General features: G+C 68.8%; 12 protein-coding genes. 6 read left to right on the top strand and 6 right to left on the bottom strand.

Annotated elements, in window-relative coordinates; all coding sequences use genetic code 11:
* The 4 genes from B1991_RS15250 to B1991_RS15235 all read left to right on the top strand — a co-directional run.
* Positions 1 to 413, top strand: a 413-nt coding sequence (locus B1991_RS15250; RefSeq protein WP_136259530.1) for an energy transducer TonB, incomplete at its 5' end; no start/stop codon positions are given.
* Between the two features lie 81 nt (positions 414 to 494).
* Positions 495 to 1,241 (top strand): MotA/TolQ/ExbB proton channel family protein, encoded by a 747-nt coding sequence (locus B1991_RS15245; protein WP_136259529.1) that lies wholly within the window; start codon positions 495 to 497, stop codon positions 1,239 to 1,241.
* 11 nt (positions 1,242 to 1,252) lie between these two features.
* Positions 1,253 to 1,675 carry an ExbD/TolR family protein gene (locus tag B1991_RS15240; protein ID WP_136259528.1) on the top strand — a complete coding sequence of 141 codons (423 nt, stop codon included), beginning with the start codon at positions 1,253 to 1,255 and terminating at the stop codon, positions 1,673 to 1,675.
* A 5-nt stretch (positions 1,676 to 1,680) separates the two neighbouring features.
* Positions 1,681 to 2,094, top strand: coding sequence for an ExbD/TolR family protein (locus tag B1991_RS15235; RefSeq protein ID WP_136259527.1), 414 nt, complete (start codon positions 1,681 to 1,683; stop codon positions 2,092 to 2,094).
* Positions 2,095 to 2,172: 78 nt separating this feature from the next.
* Here B1991_RS15235 and B1991_RS15230 read toward each other — a convergent pair whose 3' ends face one another.
* From B1991_RS15230 to B1991_RS15215, 4 genes are all read right to left on the bottom strand, one after another.
* Positions 2,173 to 2,916: a pyridoxine 5'-phosphate synthase gene (locus tag B1991_RS15230; protein ID WP_136259526.1), complete on the bottom strand. Its 744-nt coding sequence runs from the start codon at positions 2,914 to 2,916 to the stop codon at positions 2,173 to 2,175.
* A 79-nt stretch (positions 2,917 to 2,995) separates the two neighbouring features.
* Positions 2,996 to 3,664: a 4'-phosphopantetheinyl transferase family protein gene (locus B1991_RS15225; protein ID WP_246031196.1), complete on the bottom strand. Its 669-nt coding sequence runs from the start codon at positions 3,662 to 3,664 to the stop codon at positions 2,996 to 2,998.
* Positions 3,665 to 3,715: 51 nt separating this feature from the next.
* On the bottom strand, positions 3,716 to 5,173 hold the full coding sequence (locus B1991_RS15220; protein ID WP_136259525.1) for a glutamate synthase subunit beta: 1,458 nt from the start codon (positions 5,171 to 5,173) through the stop codon (positions 3,716 to 3,718).
* Positions 5,174 to 5,194: 21 nt separating this feature from the next.
* A complete protein-coding gene (locus tag B1991_RS15215; protein ID WP_136259524.1) occupies positions 5,195 to 9,880 on the bottom strand; it encodes a glutamate synthase-related protein in 4,686 nt (1,561 codons plus the stop codon).
* Positions 9,881 to 10,140: 260 nt separating this feature from the next.
* Between B1991_RS15215 and B1991_RS15210 the strand changes: the two genes are divergently transcribed.
* Positions 10,141 to 13,623, top strand: a complete 3,483-nt coding sequence (locus B1991_RS15210; protein WP_210772151.1) for a hybrid sensor histidine kinase/response regulator — start codon at positions 10,141 to 10,143, stop codon at positions 13,621 to 13,623.
* A gap of 102 nt (positions 13,624 to 13,725) precedes the next feature.
* On the opposite strand, the gene B1991_RS15205 is transcribed toward B1991_RS15210, so the two are convergent.
* Positions 13,726 to 14,397, bottom strand: coding sequence for a response regulator transcription factor (locus B1991_RS15205; protein ID WP_136259523.1), 672 nt, complete (start codon positions 14,395 to 14,397; stop codon positions 13,726 to 13,728).
* Between the two features lie 96 nt (positions 14,398 to 14,493).
* Positions 14,494 to 16,434, bottom strand: a complete 1,941-nt coding sequence (gene acs / locus B1991_RS15200; protein WP_136259522.1) for an acetate--CoA ligase — start codon at positions 16,432 to 16,434, stop codon at positions 14,494 to 14,496.
* A gap of 221 nt (positions 16,435 to 16,655) precedes the next feature.
* Between acs and B1991_RS15195 the strand changes: the two genes are divergently transcribed.
* Complete coding sequence (locus tag B1991_RS15195; RefSeq protein ID WP_136259521.1) at positions 16,656 to 18,035, top strand: porin family protein; 1,380 nt, start codon at positions 16,656 to 16,658, stop codon at positions 18,033 to 18,035.
* Positions 18,036 to 18,049: the final 14 nt, after the last annotated feature.

The following is an 18,049-nucleotide window of genomic DNA, read 5'->3' as shown; positions in this document are numbered from 1 at the left end:
GGCCTGCACCGCATTCGCGGAAACCTCGGTCACCGCCGGCCCCACCGCCGCCGGTGACCGAGGTTTCCGCGAATGCGGTGCAGGCCCCGCCGCCGGCGCCGCCGGCGCCGCCGGCGCCGCCGCCGGACATCGCGGCCGGTTCGGATCTGAGCTACGGCACCCGTCCGAGCCCGCCCTATCCGCCGATAGCTGCCCGCCAGCGCCATCAGGGCACGGTGGTCCTGTTGATCCTGGTTGGCCTGGACGGATCGCCAAAGTCCGTCGAGGTGGAGAAATCCAGCGGCTATCGCGAGCTGGATCGAGCGGCCAAGGACTGGGTCATGCGCCACTGGAAGTTCAATCCGGAGGTGAAGGCCGGCAAGAAAGTGGAGGGCTATGCTCGTGTCCCCATCAACTTCAATCTCAGTGGCTAGAGATAACCACTTCAACCCGCTGTAATCGGGCTACAGTCGATTACGGTCACAGTTCACGCTTGACTTTTCTAGGGTAGCGTTATGTTCCTTCAGACTCCTGCTGCAACCGGCAACACCAACGCCGAAGCCATGAAACAGATGGGCTTCGAGAACCTGATGCAGAACTTCGACTGGCTCGGCTGGGTGGTCTTCGTGACCCTGGTCGCCATGTCGTTCCTGTCCTGGTACTTCATCATTGCCAACGGCATTCGCAATGCCACCGTGAAGGCACGGGCCGACAAGGTCATCGATGGCTTCTGGGGCAATGGTTCGACCCAGGACGCCATCCGTGAACTGGAAGCACAGCCCAAGAGCGAGCCGTTCTCCAAGATCGCTCTGGAAGCCGCTTCGGCGATGGCGCATCACCAGCAGAGCACCACCGGCACCACCGGTCGCCTGGCCGAGTCGCTGAGCCGCTCGGAGTTCATCGACCGCGCCCTGCGCCAGGCCGTGGCTCGCGAGAGCATGCGTCTGGAAGGCGGCATGACCCTGCTCGCCACGGTGGGTTCGGCGGCGCCGTTCGTCGGTCTGCTCGGCACGGTGTGGGGCATCTACCACGCCCTGATCGGCATTGCCGCCACCGGCAACGCCTCGATGAACGCGGTGGCCGGCCCGGTGGGCGAGGCGCTGATCATGACCGCCTTCGGTCTGTTCGCGGCTATCCCGGCATTGTTCGCGTACAACTTCTTCAATCGCTCGAACCGCGTGGTCTACGCCCGCTTCGACGAGTTCGCGAACGACCTGCATGATTTCTTTGCAACCGGTTCGCGCATCGAAAGCACGAAGTGAGGGATTGACCCATGGCCGTAAGCCTAGGTGGTGATTCCACGGGTCCGATGTCGGAAATCAACGTCACGCCGCTGGTCGACGTGATGTTGGTGCTGCTGATCATCTTCATGATCACCGCTCCGCTGATGTCGCACTCGGTCACGATCGATTTGCCCATCGCCAACCCGAACGCCAAGACGCCGGATCTGAAGACGCCGCCGCTGGACCTGGCGATCAAGGTAGACGGCAGCATGTACCTGAACGATCAGCCGGTGACGGATGCCGAGTTGCGCGCCAAGCTGCTGGTGGAAGCGCAGTTGACGCCGCAGCCCCAGTTGCAGATCCGTGCCGATCGCGAAGTGCAGTTCATGGTGGTGAAGAAGATCATCAGCGATGCGAAGGGTTCGGGCATGGTGCACGTCGCCTTCATGACCACCGACGCACCGAAGGGATAATTGAGATGGCCATTTCAACCAAGGCCAGCGCAGGTGCGATGGCGGAAATCAACGTCACGCCGCTGGTCGACGTGCTGCTGGTGCTGCTGATCATCTTCATGATCACCGCGCCGATCCTGGCTCACAAGATCGAGGTCGATCTGCCGCAGCCGAACAAGGACGTGATCCCGCCCTCCAATCCGCCCAGCCCGATCAATCTGAAGATCGATCAGAGCGGTGCGTTCTACTGGAACGGTACGCCGGTTGACGAACTGGGGCTGAAGGCGCAGCTGGCGGTGATCGGTCAGCAGTCGCTGCCGAACCAGCCGGAGATCCAGATCGCCGCCGATGACCACGTGGCCTACGAGTACGTGGCCCGGGTGCTGGCCGACGCCAAGAGCTACAACCTGGTGAAGATCGGTTTCAACGAAGCACGCTGACCTCCAGCGCAACAACGATGCAAGCAAAAGGCCCCGCTTCGACGGGGCCTTTTGCTTGTTGACGGCAGCCGAATACGCTCAGCGCAGGATCTGCAGGTAGTGCCGCACGGTGGTGGCGAGTCCCTCGTACAGGGCTTCGCCGATCAGCGCGTGGCCGATCGACACCTCGGCGAGACCGGGGATTGCCGCCCTGAAGGTGCCGAGGTTCGCCTGGCTGAGGTCGTGTCCGGCGTTCACCGCCAGACCCGCCTGCTGCGCGCGCCGGGCGGTGCTCGCGCACGCTGCCAGCGCCGCGGCCGGATCGCCGTCCGCGAAAGCCCGGGCGTAGGGCCCGGTGTAGATCTCGATGCGCTGCACGCCGATCACCGCGGCGAGGTCGAAGTCCTGGCTGCCGGCGTCGACGAACAGGCTGACCCGGCAACCCAGTTCGTTCAATTCGCCGACCAGCGGTCGCAGGCGGGCCATGTCCTGGCGCAGGTCGAAGCCGTGGTCGGAGGTGATCTGGCCATCGTTGTCCGGCACCAGGGTCACCTGGGTGGGCCGCACCCGGCGTGCCAGCTCGATCAGGCCGGGGTAGTCGCCCCGCGCCGCGGCAAACGGATTGCCCTCGATGTTGTACTCGACCCGCCCGCGCAGCATCGCGGCCAGCGCGAGCACGTCGTCCGGCCGCACGTGTCTCTGGTCCGGGCGTGGGTGCACGGTGATCCCGCCGCAACCGGCCTCGATGCAGGTCTGCGCGGCACGGCAGATGTCGGGACTGCTGCCGCCGCGGGAGTTGCGCAGGACGGCGATCTTGTTGAGGTTGACGCTGAGCAGGGTCATCGCGGGAGCCACTCCGGGACAAGGGGTTTCGGCCGGCCGGCACGGGATCGCGCCGCGCCGACCCGTGACAGTGCGCCGATCACGCGGTGTCGGCAAGCATGCCGGCCGGGACGGTGGCCGAGTGCACCTCGCGCGGCGCGCCTCGCCAGGCCAGCGCGGCGATCAGCCCCGGCGCGACATCGAGCGGCTGCAACTGCCAGGCCGCGATGTCTTCGTTCTCGAAGTGCAACAGCTGCAATCGCTGCGGCGGTACCGCCACGCGCAATCGCTGCAGACCATAGCCGATGCCGCGTCCGTGGGCCTTGAGCACGGCCTCCTTGGCCGTCCACAACGCCAGGAACGCCTCGTCGCGCGCGCCTTCGGGCAAGGCGGCCAGCGCCGCCGCCTCCGCCTCGTCGAAGAAGCGCCGCGCCAGTACCAGCGCCCGTGGCCGGGCCCGCCGGCGCTCGATGTCGATCCCCGGCGCGATGCCGCGGGCGATCGCCACCAGCGCATGCTCGCCGCTGTGCGACCAGTTGAAATCCAGCACCTGGCCGTGGCGTCGATCGAGCCTTGGGCGGCCGTGCGCATCCTCCACCAGGCTCAATTCGCCGGCGTCGACGCCGAGATACATCGCCAGCAACCGCAGCAGCGGGCGTCGACCCGGGCCGCGGCGATAGTCGAGATGCCAGACATGGATCGCCTGGTCATCCAGCTGTGCGGCGGCAGCGACGGGGTCGGGCGGGAGCGGGCTGGTCATCTTGTGCATGGTGCGGTCCGCCGCGCGGCACCACAAGCGCCCGGTGCCTTTGCCGGGTCGTCAACGCGGCAGGTTCGACGACCCCATCAGGAATTCGTCCACCGCGCGCGCGCACTGGCGACCTTCGCGGATCGCCCAGACCACCAGTGACTGGCCACGGCGCATGTCGCCGGCGGCGAACACCTTGTCGATGCTGGTGCGGTAGGCGGCGCTGCCGTCGACGGCAGCGCCGGCGTTGCCACGCGCGTCCTTGTCCACGCCGAAGGCGTCGAGCACGGCCTGCGCCGGCGAGACGAAGCCCATCGCCAGCAGGACCAGATCCGCCTCGATCTCGAACTCGCTGCCCGGCAGCTCGCTCATGCGGCCCTCGTGCCACTGCAGGCGTACCGCAGTCAGGCTGCGCACGCGGCCCTTGCCGTCGTCGTTGAAGCGCTTGGTGGCCACCGCCCAGTCGCGCTGGCAGCCCTCCTCGTGCGAGCTGGAGGTACGCAGGCGGACCGGCCAGTACGGCCAGGTCAACGGCTTGTTCTCCTGCGCGGGAGGCTGCGGCAGCAACTCGAACTGGGTAATCGCCGCGGCGCCCTGGCGGTTGGAGGTGCCCACGCAATCCGAGCCGGTGTCGCCGCCGCCGATCACCACCACCTGCTTGTCGGTGGCGAGGATCTGCGAGGCCAGCGTGTCGCCGGCCAGCACGCGGTTCTGCAGCGGAAGGAAATCCATCGCGAAATGCACGCCGTCCAGTTGGCGGCCCGGCAGCGGCAGGTCGCGCGGGGTCTCGGCACCCCCGGCCAGCACCACCGCGTCGAACTCCTGCTGCAACTGCCCTGGCGTCAGCGCGCTCTGCCCGCTCTTCGCGTCGGCGACGCTGCCGACATACACGCCGGGACGAAACTGCACGCCCTCGGCGCGCATCTGCTCGAGGCGGCGGTCGATGTGTTCCTTCTGCAACTTGAAGTCGGGGATGCCGTAGCGCAGCAGCCCGCCGATGCGATCGTTCTTCTCGAACACGGTGACGGCGTGGCCGGCGCGCGCAAGCTGCTGCGCGGCGGCCAGCCCGGCCGGGCCGGAGCCGACCACGGCCACGCTCCAGCCGGTGCGTCGCGCCGCCGGCTGCGGGCGCACCCAGCCTTCCTCCCACGCTTTATCGATGATCTTGTGCTCGATCGACTTGATGCCCACCGCGTCGCTGTTGATGCTCAGCGTGCACGCCGCCTCGCACGGCGCCGGGCAGATGCGGCCGGTGAACTCGGGAAAGTTGTTGGTCGAATGCAGCACCTCGATCGCGCGTTGCCAATCCTGCCGGTAGACCAGGTCGTTGAAGTCCGGGATCACATTGTTGACCGGGCAGCCCTGGTGGCAGAACGGGATGCCGCAATCCATGCAGCGCGCGGCCTGGATCGCCGCGGCGGCATCATCCAGTTGCGGGGTGAACTCGCGCCAGTGGCGCTTGCGCAGGTTCGGCGCCTCGCCGGGTTCCGGCACGCGGGGGTAGTCGAGAAAGCCGGTGATCTTGCCCATGATCGCTGTCTCCCCGGCCGCTCAGGCCGTGATGGCTCGTGTGCCGGGCGCCACTGCTGCCCGGCCTGCTTCGCCCAGTGCGCGCCGGTACTCGTGCGGCATCACCTTGACGAAGTGCGTGCGCGCATTGATCCAGTCGTGCAGGATCGCCTTGGCGCGGAAGCTGCCGGTGGCGCGGAAATGGGCTTCCAGCAGACGCCGCAGGATCGCCTCGTCGGTCTCGCCGGAGGCGCCGCGCACCGGCGCATGCCAGAGTTCGCGCGGCACGCGCAGTTCCTGCTCGACGGTGGAGAGCAGCGGTTCGAGCGCCACCATCGCGAGGTTGCAGCGGGTCTGGAACTGCACGTCCGGGTCGTACAGGTAGGCCACGCCGCCGGACATGCCGGCAGCGAAGTTGCGCCCGGTCTCGCCCAGCACCACCACGGTGCCGCCGGTCATGTATTCGCAGCCGTGGTCGCCGACGCCCTCCACCACCGCGGTAGCGCCGGAGTTGCGCACGGCGAAGCGTTCGCCGGCCACGCCGTTGAAGAACGCCTCGCCACCGGTGGCGCCGTACAGCACGGTGTTGCCGGCGATGATGTGTTCCGGCCCGAAGCCGTGGAAGTCGTTCGGCGAGCGCACGATGATGCGGCCGCCGGAGAGCCCCTTGCCCACGTAGTCGTTCGCCTCGCCGACCAGGTCGAAGGTGATGCCGCGCGCCAGGAACGCGCCGAAACTCTGCCCGGCCACGCCGTCGAGCTGCACGTGGATGCTGTCGTCCGGCAAGCCGGCGTGGCCGTGGCGGCGCGCCAGCGCACCCGACAGCATCGCGCCGACCGAACGGTCGGTGTTGCGGATCGCCACGATGAAGCTGCAGCGTTCGCCCTGCTCCAGCGCAGCGCGCGCCTTGTCGATCAGCGCGTGGTCGAGCGCACGGGCGAGGCCGTGGTCCTGCTCGTCGATGTGGCGCCAGGCCACGTCGGCAGGCACCGCCGGGCGGTGGAACACGCGGCTGAAGTCGAGCCCGCGCGCCTTCCAGTGCGCGATGCCCTGGCGCACGTCCAGCAGGTCGGTGCGGCCGACCAGTTCGTCGAAGCGGCGGATGCCAAGCTGCGCCATGATCGCGCGCGCCTCCTCGGCCACGAAGAAGAAGAAGTTCACCACGTGCTCGGGCTTGCCGGCGAACTTGCGCCGCAGCACCGGGTCCTGCGTGGCCACGCCCACCGGGCAGGTATTGAGGTGGCATTTGCGCATCATGATGCAGCCTTCCACCACCAGCGGCGCGGTGGCGAAGCCGAACTCGTCGGCGCCGAGCAGGGCGGCGACCACCACGTCGCGGCCGGTCTTCATCTGGCCATCGGCCTGCACCCGGATGCGTCCGCGCAGCCGGTTCAGTACCAGGGTCTGCTGGGTCTCCGCCAGGCCCAGTTCCCACGGCGTGCCGGCGTGCTTGATCGACGACCACGGCGAGGCGCCGGTGCCGCCGTCGTGGCCGGCGATCACCACGTGGTCGGCCTTGCACTTGGCCACGCCGGCGGCGACCGTGCCCACGCCGACCTCGGACACCAGCTTCACCGAGATCGACGCCTGCGGATTGCAGCTCTTCAGGTCGTGGATCAGCTGGGCCAGGTCCTCGATCGAGTAGATGTCGTGGTGCGGTGGCGGCGAGATCAGGCCCACACCCGGCACCGAGAAGCGCAGTTGCGCGATGTAGTCGGACACCTTGTGGCCGGGCAGCTGGCCGCCTTCGCCGGGCTTGGCGCCCTGCGCGACCTTGATCTGGATCTGGTCGGCCGAGACCAGGTACGCGGCGGTGACGCCGAAGCGGCCGGAGGCCACCTGCTTGATGCGCGAGCGCAGGGAATCGCCGGGTTCGAGGGCGAGGTCGCTCTCGATGCGCCCGGCGCCGAGGATGCTGCCCAGCGTTGCACCTTCGCCGATGGCGATGCCGCGCGCCTCGTCGCGGTAGCGCGCCTCGTCCTCGCCGCCTTCGCCGGTGTTGGACTTGCCGCCGATGCGGTTCATCGCCACCGCCAGCGTGGCGTGCGCCTCGGTGGAGATCGAACCCAGCGACATCGCGCCGGTGGCGAAGCGCTTGACGATCTCCGCCGCCGGCTCGACCTCGTCCAGCGCGATCGCGGCGGCCGGGTCGATGCGGAATTCGAACAGCCCGCGCAAGGTCAGCTGGCGGCGCGTCTGGTCATTGATCAGCCGGGCGTATTCCGCATAGGTCGTCGCGCTGTTGGCGCGGGTGGCGTGCTGCAGCTTGGCGATGGAATCGGGCGTCCACAGGTGGGCTTCGCCATCGGCGCGCCAGGCGTATTCGCCGCCGCCATCGAGTGCCTGACGTGCGTCGTCGGTCCACGCCGTCTCGTGCAGGCGCAGCGCCTCGGCCGCCAGCTCGAACAGGCCGATGCCCTCGATCGTGCTGGCGGTGCCGCTGAAATACGTCTCCACCAGTTCGCTGTTCAGGCCCACCGCCTCGAAGATCTGCGCGCCGGTGTAGGACATGTAGGTGGAGATGCCCATCTTGGACAGCACCTTCTGCAGCCCCTTGCCGATCGCCTTGATGTAGTGCGCGATCGCCTGCTCCGCGGTGATCGTGCCGCTGTCGGCCGCGTGGCGGGCCAGCGTCTCCATGGCCAGGTACGGGTGGATCGCCTCGGCGCCGTAGCCGGCGAGCAGGGCGAAGTGGTGCACCTCGCGCGCCGAGCCGGTCTCCACCACCAGGCCGGTGCTGGTGCGCAGGCCGCGGTTGACCAGGTGCTGGTGGACTGCCGAGGTGGCCAGCAGCGCCGGGATCGCCACGCGCTCGCGATCGGCGTGGCGATCCGACACGATCAGGATGTTGTGGCCCTGGCCGATCGCGTCGATCGCCTGCGCACACAGCGAGGCCAGCCGCGCCTCGATGCCCTGCTTGCCCCACGCCGCCGGGTAGGTGATGTCCAGCTCGAAGCTGCGGAACTTGCCCTTGGAGTAGCGGCCGATCTTGCGGATCTTCGCCATGTCGGCGACGTCGAGGATCGGCTGGGCCACCTCCAGCCGCAGCGGCGGATTGACGTTGTTGATGTCCAGCAGATTGGGCTTCGGCCCGATGAAGGACACCAGCGACATCACCAGCTGTTCGCGGATCGGGTCGATCGCCGGGTTGGTGACCTGGGCGAACAGCTGGCGGAAATACTGGTACAGCGACTTGTTCTGCTCCGACAGCACCGCCAGCGCCGTGTCGTTGCCCATCGAGCCGATCGCCTCCTGGCCGTCGTGCGCCATCGGCAGCAACTGGAATTTCAGGTCCTCCAGCGTGTAGCCGAACGCGCGCTGGCGTTGCACCAGCTGCTCGCCCGCGGGCGGCTCGACGTGGCCGACCGGCAGGTCGTCCAGCCGGATGCGGATGTGTTCGATCCACTGCTTGTACGGCCGCGCGTTGGCCAACTGGTCCTTCACCTCCTTGTCCTCGATGATGCGGCCGGCCCCCATGTCGATCAGCAGCATGCGGCCGGGCTGCAGCCGCCACTTCTTCACGATGCGCGGCTCGGGCACGGCGAGCACGCCGGCCTCGGAGGCGAGGATCACCAGGTCGTCGTCGGTGATGAGGTAGCGCGCCGGACGCAGGCCGTTGCGGTCCAGCGTGGCGCCGACCTGGCGGCCGTCGGTGAAGGCGATGGCGGCCGGGCCGTCCCACGGTTCCATCATCGCCGCGTGGTATTCGTAGAAGGCGTGGCGGTTGTCGTCCATCAGCGTGTGACGTTCCCATGCCTCGGGAATCATCATCATCATCGCGTGCGCCAGCGGATAGCCGGCCATGGTCAGCAGTTCGAGGCAGTTGTCGAACGAGGCGGTGTCGGACTGGCCCGGGTAGATCAGCGGCCACAGCTTGGCCAGGTCCTCGCCGAGCACCGGCGAGGAGATCGCGCCGGTGCGCGCGTTGAGCCAGTTGACGTTGCCCTTGACCGTGTTGATCTCGCCGTTGTGCGCGACCATGCGGTACGGGTGGGCCAGCTCCCAGGCCGGAAAGGTGTTGGTGGAAAAGCGCTGATGCACCATCGCCAGTGCGGAGACCGCGCGCGGGTCGGCGAGGTCGGCATAGTAGGTGCCGACCTGGCCGGCCAGCAGCAGGCCCTTGTAGACCACGGTGCGGGTGGACATCGACGGCACGAAGTACTCGCGCCCGTGCTTGAGCTTCAGCGCGCGGATGGCGTGGCTGGCGGTCTTGCGGATCACGTAGAGCTTGCGCTCCAGCGCGTCGGGCACCATCACGTCCGGACCGCGGCCGATGAACAGCTGGCGGATCACCGGCTCGCTGGCCTTGACCGCCTCGGACATCGGCATGGCATGGTCGACCGGCACGTCGCGCCAGCCCAGCACGCGCTGGCCCTCCGCCCGCACGGTGCGTTCCAGTTCCTGCTCGCACGCACGCCGCGAGGCGTGTTCCTTGGGCAGGAAGATCATCCCCACGCCGTACTCGCCCGGCGGCGGCAGGATGATCTCCTGCTGCGCCATCTCCTCGCGGTAGAGCTGGTCGGGCAGCTGGATCAGGATGCCGGCGCCGTCGCCCATCAGCGGGTCGGCGCCCACCGCGCCGCGGTGGTCCAGGTTGCACAGGATCTGCAGGCCCTGCGCGATGATCTGGTGACTCTTGCGCCCCTTGATGTGCGCCACGAAGCCCACGCCACAGGCGTCGTGCTCGTGCCGTGGATCGTACAAACCCTGCGCGCGCGGCTGATCCATGGTCGGTTCCAGGAACAAGGGGGTGTCCCGACTATAGTGCGATGCAGCAAAGAGACGCAAGCAAAATCAAATGGCCGTCTATATGGCCGTTTGGAATGGCGCGTCGTGGCCGGCAGCCGATGCCGGGCGCCGGCCCGCCGCCCGGGTGCCCGCGCGGCGAACCCGGCTGGCAGCGGGCAGTTCTCGTCTTCGGCCGGTGGCTCTGCTAGCGTGGTCTGGCCGTACCGGCCGGTACGGCGCTTGCCCGCGGAGGCGCTCGATTGATTCAGGGGTGGATGCTGCTGCTGGTGTCGCTGCTGTACGTCGGGCTGCTGTTCGTGGTGGCCTACGCGGGCGATCGTCGGCCGCTGTACCCGCGCCAGCCGCGGCTGCGGCCGATCGTCTACAGCCTGGCGCTGGCGGTGTACTGCTCGTCGTGGACGTTCTACGGTGCGGTCGGCACTGCTGCGCGCGACGGCCTGGCCTACCTGCCGATCTACCTCGGGCCAATCCTGCTGTTCGTGTTCGGCTTCGGCCTGCTGCGCCGGCTGGTGCAGACGGTGAGGCAGCGCAACATCACCTCGATCGCCGACTTCATCGGCGCGCGCTTCGGCAAGTCGCACGGGTTGGCCGCGCTGGTGGCCGTGATCGCGGTGGTCGCCGTGGTGCCGTACATCGCGCTGCAGTTCAAGGCGGTGGCGATGTCGTTCGGCGTGCTGGGGGGCGCCAGGCACGGCATGGTGACCGCCGGCGGCATCGACAGCGCCATGTGGTGCGCGGCGCTGCTGGCGGTGTTCGCGATCCTGTTCGGCACGCGCAGCATCGACGCCACCGAACACCACCACGGCATGATGCTGGCGATCGCGCTGGAGTCGCTGATCAAGCTGCTGGCGTTCGTGGCGCTGGCCGGCTACGCGCTGTGGCAGGGGCCGGGGCTGGCCGATACCGTGCAGCTGCCGGTTGCCCAGCTGAGCCATGGCCTGTCGCCGGGTTTCCTGGCGCAGACGATGCTGGCGTTCTGCGCGATGTTCTGCCTCCCGCGGCAGTTCCAGATCGGCATGGTCGAATGCGAGGACACCGGTGACCTCGGCCGCGCCCGCTGGATGGTGCCGCTGTACCTGGTCATCGTCAGCGTGGCGGTGCTGCCGATCGTGGCGGCCGGCGCGCACATGCCGCAGGTGCGCGACGGCGCTGCCGACGCCTGGGTGCTGACCCTGCCGATGGCGTACGGCGACCGCGGCATGGCGCTGCTGGCCTTCATCGGCGGCTTCTCGGCGGCCACCGGCATGGTGATCGTGGCCGCCGTGGCGCTGTCGACGATGATCAGCAACGATCTGGTGATGCCGGCGCTGCTGCGCATCCGTGCCTTGCGGCTGGAGCAGCGCAGCGATCTGTCGCAGCTGGTGCTGGGCGTGCGTCGGGTGGCGATCGTGCTGCTGGCGGTGATGGCCTACGCGTACTACCGGGCCGCCGCGAACGCGGAAAATCTCGCGGCCACCGGCCTGCTCGCGTTCGCCGCGGTGGCGCAGTTCGCGCCGGCGCTGATCGCCGCATTGTACTGGCGCGGCGCCAGCCGGCGCGGCGTGATGGTGGGCCTGGCCGGCGGCTTCGCGGTGTGGCTGTACACCTTGCTGCTGCCGGCGCTGATCCGCTCACATGGCTGGCTGCGGCAAGGCCCGTTCGGCTGGGACTGGCTGCGCCCGCAGGCACTGTTCCACCTGAGTGGCTGGGACCCGGTGATGCACGGCACGTTCTGGTCGCTGCTGGTCAACGTCGGCTGCCTGGTGTTCGTCTCGCTGCGCCTGCGGCCCAGCCTGGAGGAGCGCCTGCACGCGGCGATGTTCATGGAGGCCGACCCGGCCCACGGCGGCGGCGGCGGCGACTGGCGCGGCCGGGTGGCGGTGGCCGACCTGCGCACCATCGCCGAGCGCATCGTGGGCGAGCGCAGCAGCGCGCGTGCGTTCGAGGAATACGCGCAGCGGCGCGGCAAGCCGCTGCAGCCCGGCGAGGCAGCCGACCGCGCACTGATCCAGTACACCGAGCGGCTGCTCGCCTCGGCGGTGGGCGCGGCGAACGCGCGGCGCATCCTGATCAGCGCCTTGTCCGGCAGCGGCCTGGACCTGGCCGAGTCGATGGCGCTGCTGGACGAGGCCTCGCAGGAGTTGCGCTTCAACCGCGAGCTGTTGTCCACCACGCTGGAAAACGTCTCGCAGGGGATCAGCGTGGTCGACGCGCGGATGCGCCTGGTGGCGTGGAACCGGCGCTACCTGGAGCTGTTCGACTACCCCGACGGCATGGTGCACGTGGGCGTGCCGGTGGCCGAGCTGATCCGCTGGAACGCCGAGCGCGGCGAATGCGGCCCGGGCGAGGTCGAGGCGCACGTGGCCAAGCGCATCCAGTACATGCAGGCCGGCTCGGCGCACCTGTTCCAGCGCGTGCGCCCGGACGGCACCGTGATCGAGATGCGCGGCCGCGCGCTGCCCGGCGGCGGCTACGTCACCACCTACACCGACGTCACCGCGTACAAGCACGCCGAGCAGGCACTGATCGAGGCGAACGAGACGCTGGAGCAGCGCGTCGGGCAACGCACCGCGGAATTGTCCGACGCCTTGCTGGCCACCGCGCAGGCGCGCCGCGCGGCGGAGACCGCCAACATTTCCAAGACCCGCTTCCTCGCCGCGGCCAGCCACGACTTGCTGCAGCCGCTGAATGCCGCGCGCCTGTTCACCTCGGCGCTGCGCCAGCATCCCGGGCTGGATGCGGAGGCCAGCGGGCTGGCCGAACGCATCGATGCCTCGTTCCGTGCCGCCGAGGATCTGCTCGACGCGCTGCTCGACGTCTCGCGGCTGGACGCCGGCAGCTACCACCCGGACGTGGGCACGTTCACGCTGGCCGAACTGTTCGACTCGCTGCAGGCGCAGTTCGCCCTGGTCGCCCGGCAGCGCGGCTTGCGCCTGCGCGTGGTGCCGACCGCGCTGGCCGTGCGCAGTGACCCGCAGCTGCTGCGCCGGATCGTGCAGAACTTCCTCTCCAACGCGCTGCGCTATACCAGCACCGGCAGCGTGCTGCTCGGCGCGCGGCGGGTGGGCGCGGACACGGTGCGCATCGAGGTGTGGGATTCCGGCCCCGGCATCGCGGAAGAGCAGCGCGCGCGCATCTTCGACGAGTTCCAGCGACTGGAACAACCGTCGCCGTGGGGCGAGAAGGGGCTGGGCCTGGGCCTGTCGATCTGCGACCGCCTGGCCGGCATCCTCGATCATCGACTCGACCTGCATTCGCGGGTCGGCCGCGGCAGCTGCTTCGCGGTGAGTGTGCCGCGCAGCGCCGCGGTACCGCCGCGGCACCGGCACGTGCAGCATGGGGGCAGCGACCAGCAGTTGCCGCTGACCGTGCTGTGCCTGGACAACGACGCGGCCATCCTCGACGGCATGCGTGCCCTGCTCGGTCGCTGGGGCGTGGATTGCCGCGTCGCCGTCGACGTGGCGCAGGCGATCGAGGTGCTGACCCGCGGGCCGGTGGACCTGATCCTGGCCGACTACCACCTCGCCGACGGTCTCGACGGCGTGCAGGCCCTGCAACAACTGCGCGCCGCCGTGGGCGACCTGCCGCCGGTGGCAATGATCACCGCCGACGGCAGCAGCGAGTTGAAACAGCGCGCCCGCTCGCTCGGCTACCCGCTGCTGCACAAACCGGTGCGTCCGGCCGCGTTGCGGGCGCTGCTGACCGCGTTGGTGCGCAGGCGGGAGGACAAGAGCACGACGTAGAGCTGCCGTGCGTGGTGTGCATTCGCGAATCCAGGGCTTCGAACCTGGTGAAAAGCGGCGGTCACCGCCCGCCAGCTTGTCGTGAACCTCGAATCCCGAACCTCAGTCCTCGTCACCTGGCAGCGGCTGCATCGTCTCCGGTTCGATGGCCAGCTGGCTGGCAATCAACGCGACCTGGGTGCGGTTGTTGACGCCGAGCTTGCGCATGATCGCGGTCATGTGCGCCTTCACGGTCGCTTCGGAGACGCCGAGCTCCCAGGCGATCTGCTTGTTGAGCAGGCCTTCGGCGATCATCGTCATCACGCGGAACTGTTGCGGGGTCAGCGCGGCGAGTTGCGCAGCCGCAGCCGCTTCGCCGGATTCCAGTTCACCGGCGGCGCCGACCAGGCGCGACGGCAGCCAGGTATCGCCGTCGAGCACGGCGCGCACGGCGGCCACGATCTCTTCGCCGGAGCTGGATTTGGGGATGTAGGCCAGCGCGCCGTGGGCCAGGGCGCGACGCGCCACTTGCGCCTCCTCGTGGCCGGACACCACGATCGTCGGCAGGCCGGGGTGCTGGCCGCGGATGTGCGCCAGCGCGGAATAGCCGCGCGCGCCAGGCATGTGCAGGTCGAGCAGCAGCAGTTCGGCGTCCGGAAACTGTTCGATCAGGCCGAGCAGGGCATGCACGCTGTCGGCGCTGTGCACGCGCGCCTGCGGCACGGCGGTCAGCACGGCACGCTGCAGCGCGTCGCGGAACAGCGGGTGGTCGTCGGCGATCAGGATGTCGGTCATGGGGTTCGTGGGAACGGCAGGAGCGCGCTCTGTACGTGATCGCTCGTCGTCACGTGACGGGAAGCACCACGCACAGGGTGCGCTCCTGCTAGCACCTCATTTGATCAACCGCTCGTCGACCAGCTTCTGCACCACGCCGGGATCGGCCAGGGTGGTGATGTCGCCGAGCTGGTCGGGCCTGTTCTCGCCGATCTTGCGCAGGATGCGGCGCATGATCTTGCCCGAGCGGGTCTTGGGCAGGTTGCTGGCCCATTGCAGGTAATCGGGCGTGGCGATCGGGCCGATCTCCTTGCGCACCCAGGCCACCAGCTCCGTGCGCAGCTCGTCGCTGCCGGTCTCGCCGGCCACCAGCGAGACGTAGGCGTAGATGCCCTGGCCCTTGATGTCGTGCGGGCAGCCGACCACGGCGGCCTCGGCCACCTTCGGATGGGCCACCAGTGCGCTCTCCACCTCGGCGGTGCCCAGGCGGTGGCCGGACACGTTGATCACGTCGTCGACGCGGCCGGTGATCCAGTAGTAGCCGTCCTCGTCGCGGCGCGCGCCGTCGCCGGAGAAGTAGTTGCCGGGGTAGGCGCTGAAGTAGGTTTCGATGAAGCGCTGGTGGTCGCCGTAGATGGTGCGCACCTGGCCCGGCCAGGAGTCGGTGATCAGCAGGTTGCCCTCGGCCACGCCTTCCTGCACGGTGCCTTCGGCATCGACGATCGCCGGCTTCACGCCGAAGAACGGCAGCGTGGCCGAGCCCGGCTTGGTGGCGATCGCGCCGGGCAGCGGCGAGATCATGATGCCGCCGGTCTCGGTCTGCCACCAGGTGTCGACGATCGGGCAGCGCTCCTCGCCGACCACGCGGTAGTACCACTCCCACGCCTCCGGGTTGATCGGCTCGCCGACCGAGCCGAGCAGGCGCAGCGACTGGCGCGAGCACTTCTTCACCGGCGCCTCGCCCTCGCGCATCAGCGCGCGGATCGCGGTGGGCGCGGTGTAGAAGATGCTGACCTGGTGCTTGTCGATCACCTGCCAGAAGCGGCTGTGGTCGGGGTAGTTCGGCACGCCTTCGAACATCACCGTGGTGGCGCCGTTGCACAACGGGCCATACACCACGTAGCTGTGGCCGGTGACCCAGCCGACGTCGGCGGTGCACCAGTAGACGTCGTCCTCGCGCAGGTCGAACACCTGCTCGTGGGTGTAGCTGATGAACACCAGGTAGCCGCCGGTGGAGTGCTGCACGCCTTTCGGCTTGCCGGTGGAGCCGGAGGTGTACAGCACGAACAGCGGGTGCTCGGCCTCGACCGGGGTCGGCGGGCAATCGGCTGACTGGCCGTCCATCAGCGTGTGCCAGTAGCGGTCGCGCGGCGACTGCATGTGCACCGCACCGCCGGTGTGGCGCACCACGATCACGGTTTCCACGCTGTTGGTGCCGGGGCGTTCCAGCGCCGCGTCCACGTTGACCTTGAGCGGGATGTGCTTGCCGGCGCGCAGGCCTTCGTCGGCGGTGATCACCACCTTGGCCTGCGAGTCGACGATGCGTCCGGCCAGCGAGTCGGGCGAGAAGCCGCCGAACACCACCGAGTGGATCGCGCCCAGCCGCGCGCAGGCCAGCATCGCCACCGCCGCCTCGGGGATCATCGGCAGGTAGATCGCCACGCGGTCGCCCTTGACCACGCCCAGGTGCTTCAGCGTGTTGGCGAACTTGCACACCTCGGCGTGCAGCTCGCGGTAGGTGATCCTGCGCGAGTCCTTCGGGTCGTCGCCCTCGAAGATGATCGCGACCTTGTCGCCGCGCTTTTCCAGCTGGCGGTCGAGGCAGTTGGCCGACACGTTGAGTTCGCCGTCCTCGTACCAGCGGATGTGCAGGTCGTTCTTGTCGAACGAGACGTTCTTGATCTTCGTCGGCGGCCTGGTCCAGTCCAGGCGCTGCCCGACGCGGGCCCAGAAGCCTTCCGGGTCGCTCACCGACTCGGCGTAGAGGCGTTCGTAGTCGTCGTGGCGCAGGCGCGAGGCGGCGGCAAACGAGGGATCGACCGGGTAGACCTTGGACATGGCTGGGCTCCTGCTGGCGGGTGCCGCGATGGACGAGGCGGGGTGTCGCGGCGGGCCTCGACGCCCGGCGACGTGCGGAATTCGAGTGTAGCCCGATCGTCGCGGAGGTGGTGCCGCGCCACCGGCTCGACTTTGGTCGAACTTCGACCAATGGCGAATAGTCGCGCGCGCTGCAGCATGGCCATGCTCGGTCCGTCATCGACTTCCGGGGAGACGCACGCATGGCCACGCGACAGACCCACCACCGTTCCGCGCTTGCCCTGAGTGTGGCTTGCGCGCTGATGTTTCCGCTGGCGGCGCACGCGCAGAACGACACGCGCGAGCAGCAACTCGAACAGCGCGTGGCCCAGCTCGAGCAGCAGTTGGACGAATTGAAGGCGATGATCCAGGCACAGAAGGCCGCGCCCGCCCAGCCCGCGGCACCGGCGCAGGCCGTGGCCGCCGCGCCGGCACCGGCGGCACCGGTGTTCAGCAGCGCGCCGGGCGTCTCGGTGGCGCTGCACGGCTTCGTCAGCGCCAGCGCGTTCAGCCAGGACAAGAGCTTCACCTACGGCAACGGCCAGAATGCGCTGTTCCCGATCCCCGGCTCGAAGGGTTCGCTGTCCGGCGTCGACGTGCGCAACACGCGCTTCTGGCTCGACTTCAAGGGCGCCCAGTTCGCCGGCAACTGGAGCGGCGGCGGGCGCATCGAGATGGACTTCTTCGGCGGCTTCAACGGCACCGGCGCGTACAGCCAGCAGCAGCCGACCCCGCGCCTGCGCCAGGCCTACATGGACCTGACCAACCCCGAGAGCGGCACCACGGTGCGCATCGGCCAGCAGTGGGACCTGATGTTCCCGGTCGACAACTCGCCGACTTCGCTGGCGCACATCGCGTTCCCGCTCGGCTTCGGTTCCGGCTACGGCGGCTGGCGCTTCCCCGGCGTGGTGGTGATGCAGGACCTCAACCACGGCAGCACCGGCGCACAGTGGCGGCTCGACGTGGGCGCGTTCGAGGGCACCTGGAGCGGACCGGGCAACAACGTCAACTACCTCACCGCCGGCAGCGTCGGCTTCCGCCCGCAGGTGGAGGCGCGATTGCACGTGCAGGACAAGACCTGGCTGGCGTACTTCTCGGCGCACTACAGCAAGGTCGACCTGCGCGGCGTGGGCGGCACTGCACCGACGCCGATCCAGTCCAGCGTGAACAGCACCGGCTACGAAATCGGCGGGCAGTGGAAACCCGGCCCGTGGACCTTCAAGGGGCTGGCCTATACCGGCAACGGCCTGGGCGAGATCTTCGGCGCGATGTCGCAGTTCGGCGACATCAAGGAGAGCGGCGGCTTCGTGCAGGCAGGCTACGGCTTCACGCCGAACTGGAGCCTTTATGCGTTCTATGCCTACAGCAGGCCCGACAGCAAGGACGTGATCGCCTGGATGGGCAACGGCTCGACCGGCTTGCTGCGCAACCGCCAGACCGCGCTGAGCCTGCAGTACACCGCCGGTTCGTATGACCTCAGCGCCGAATGGATGCACGACAAGCTCGACTCCACCAGCGACGGCACGGATCGCAAGACCACCACCGGCAACCAGTTCAGCCTCAACGCGCTTTATCGCTTCTGAGGCTCATGGCGGCG

Origin of the sequence: Rhodanobacter lindaniclasticus (assembly GCF_004799035.1) — a bacterium.
In the GTDB taxonomy this organism is placed as follows: Bacteria; Pseudomonadota; Gammaproteobacteria; order Xanthomonadales; family Rhodanobacteraceae; genus Rhodanobacter; species Rhodanobacter lindaniclasticus.
Note: the sequence above shows the minus strand (reverse complement) of the source record. Positions and strands in the feature narration are given on the sequence as shown.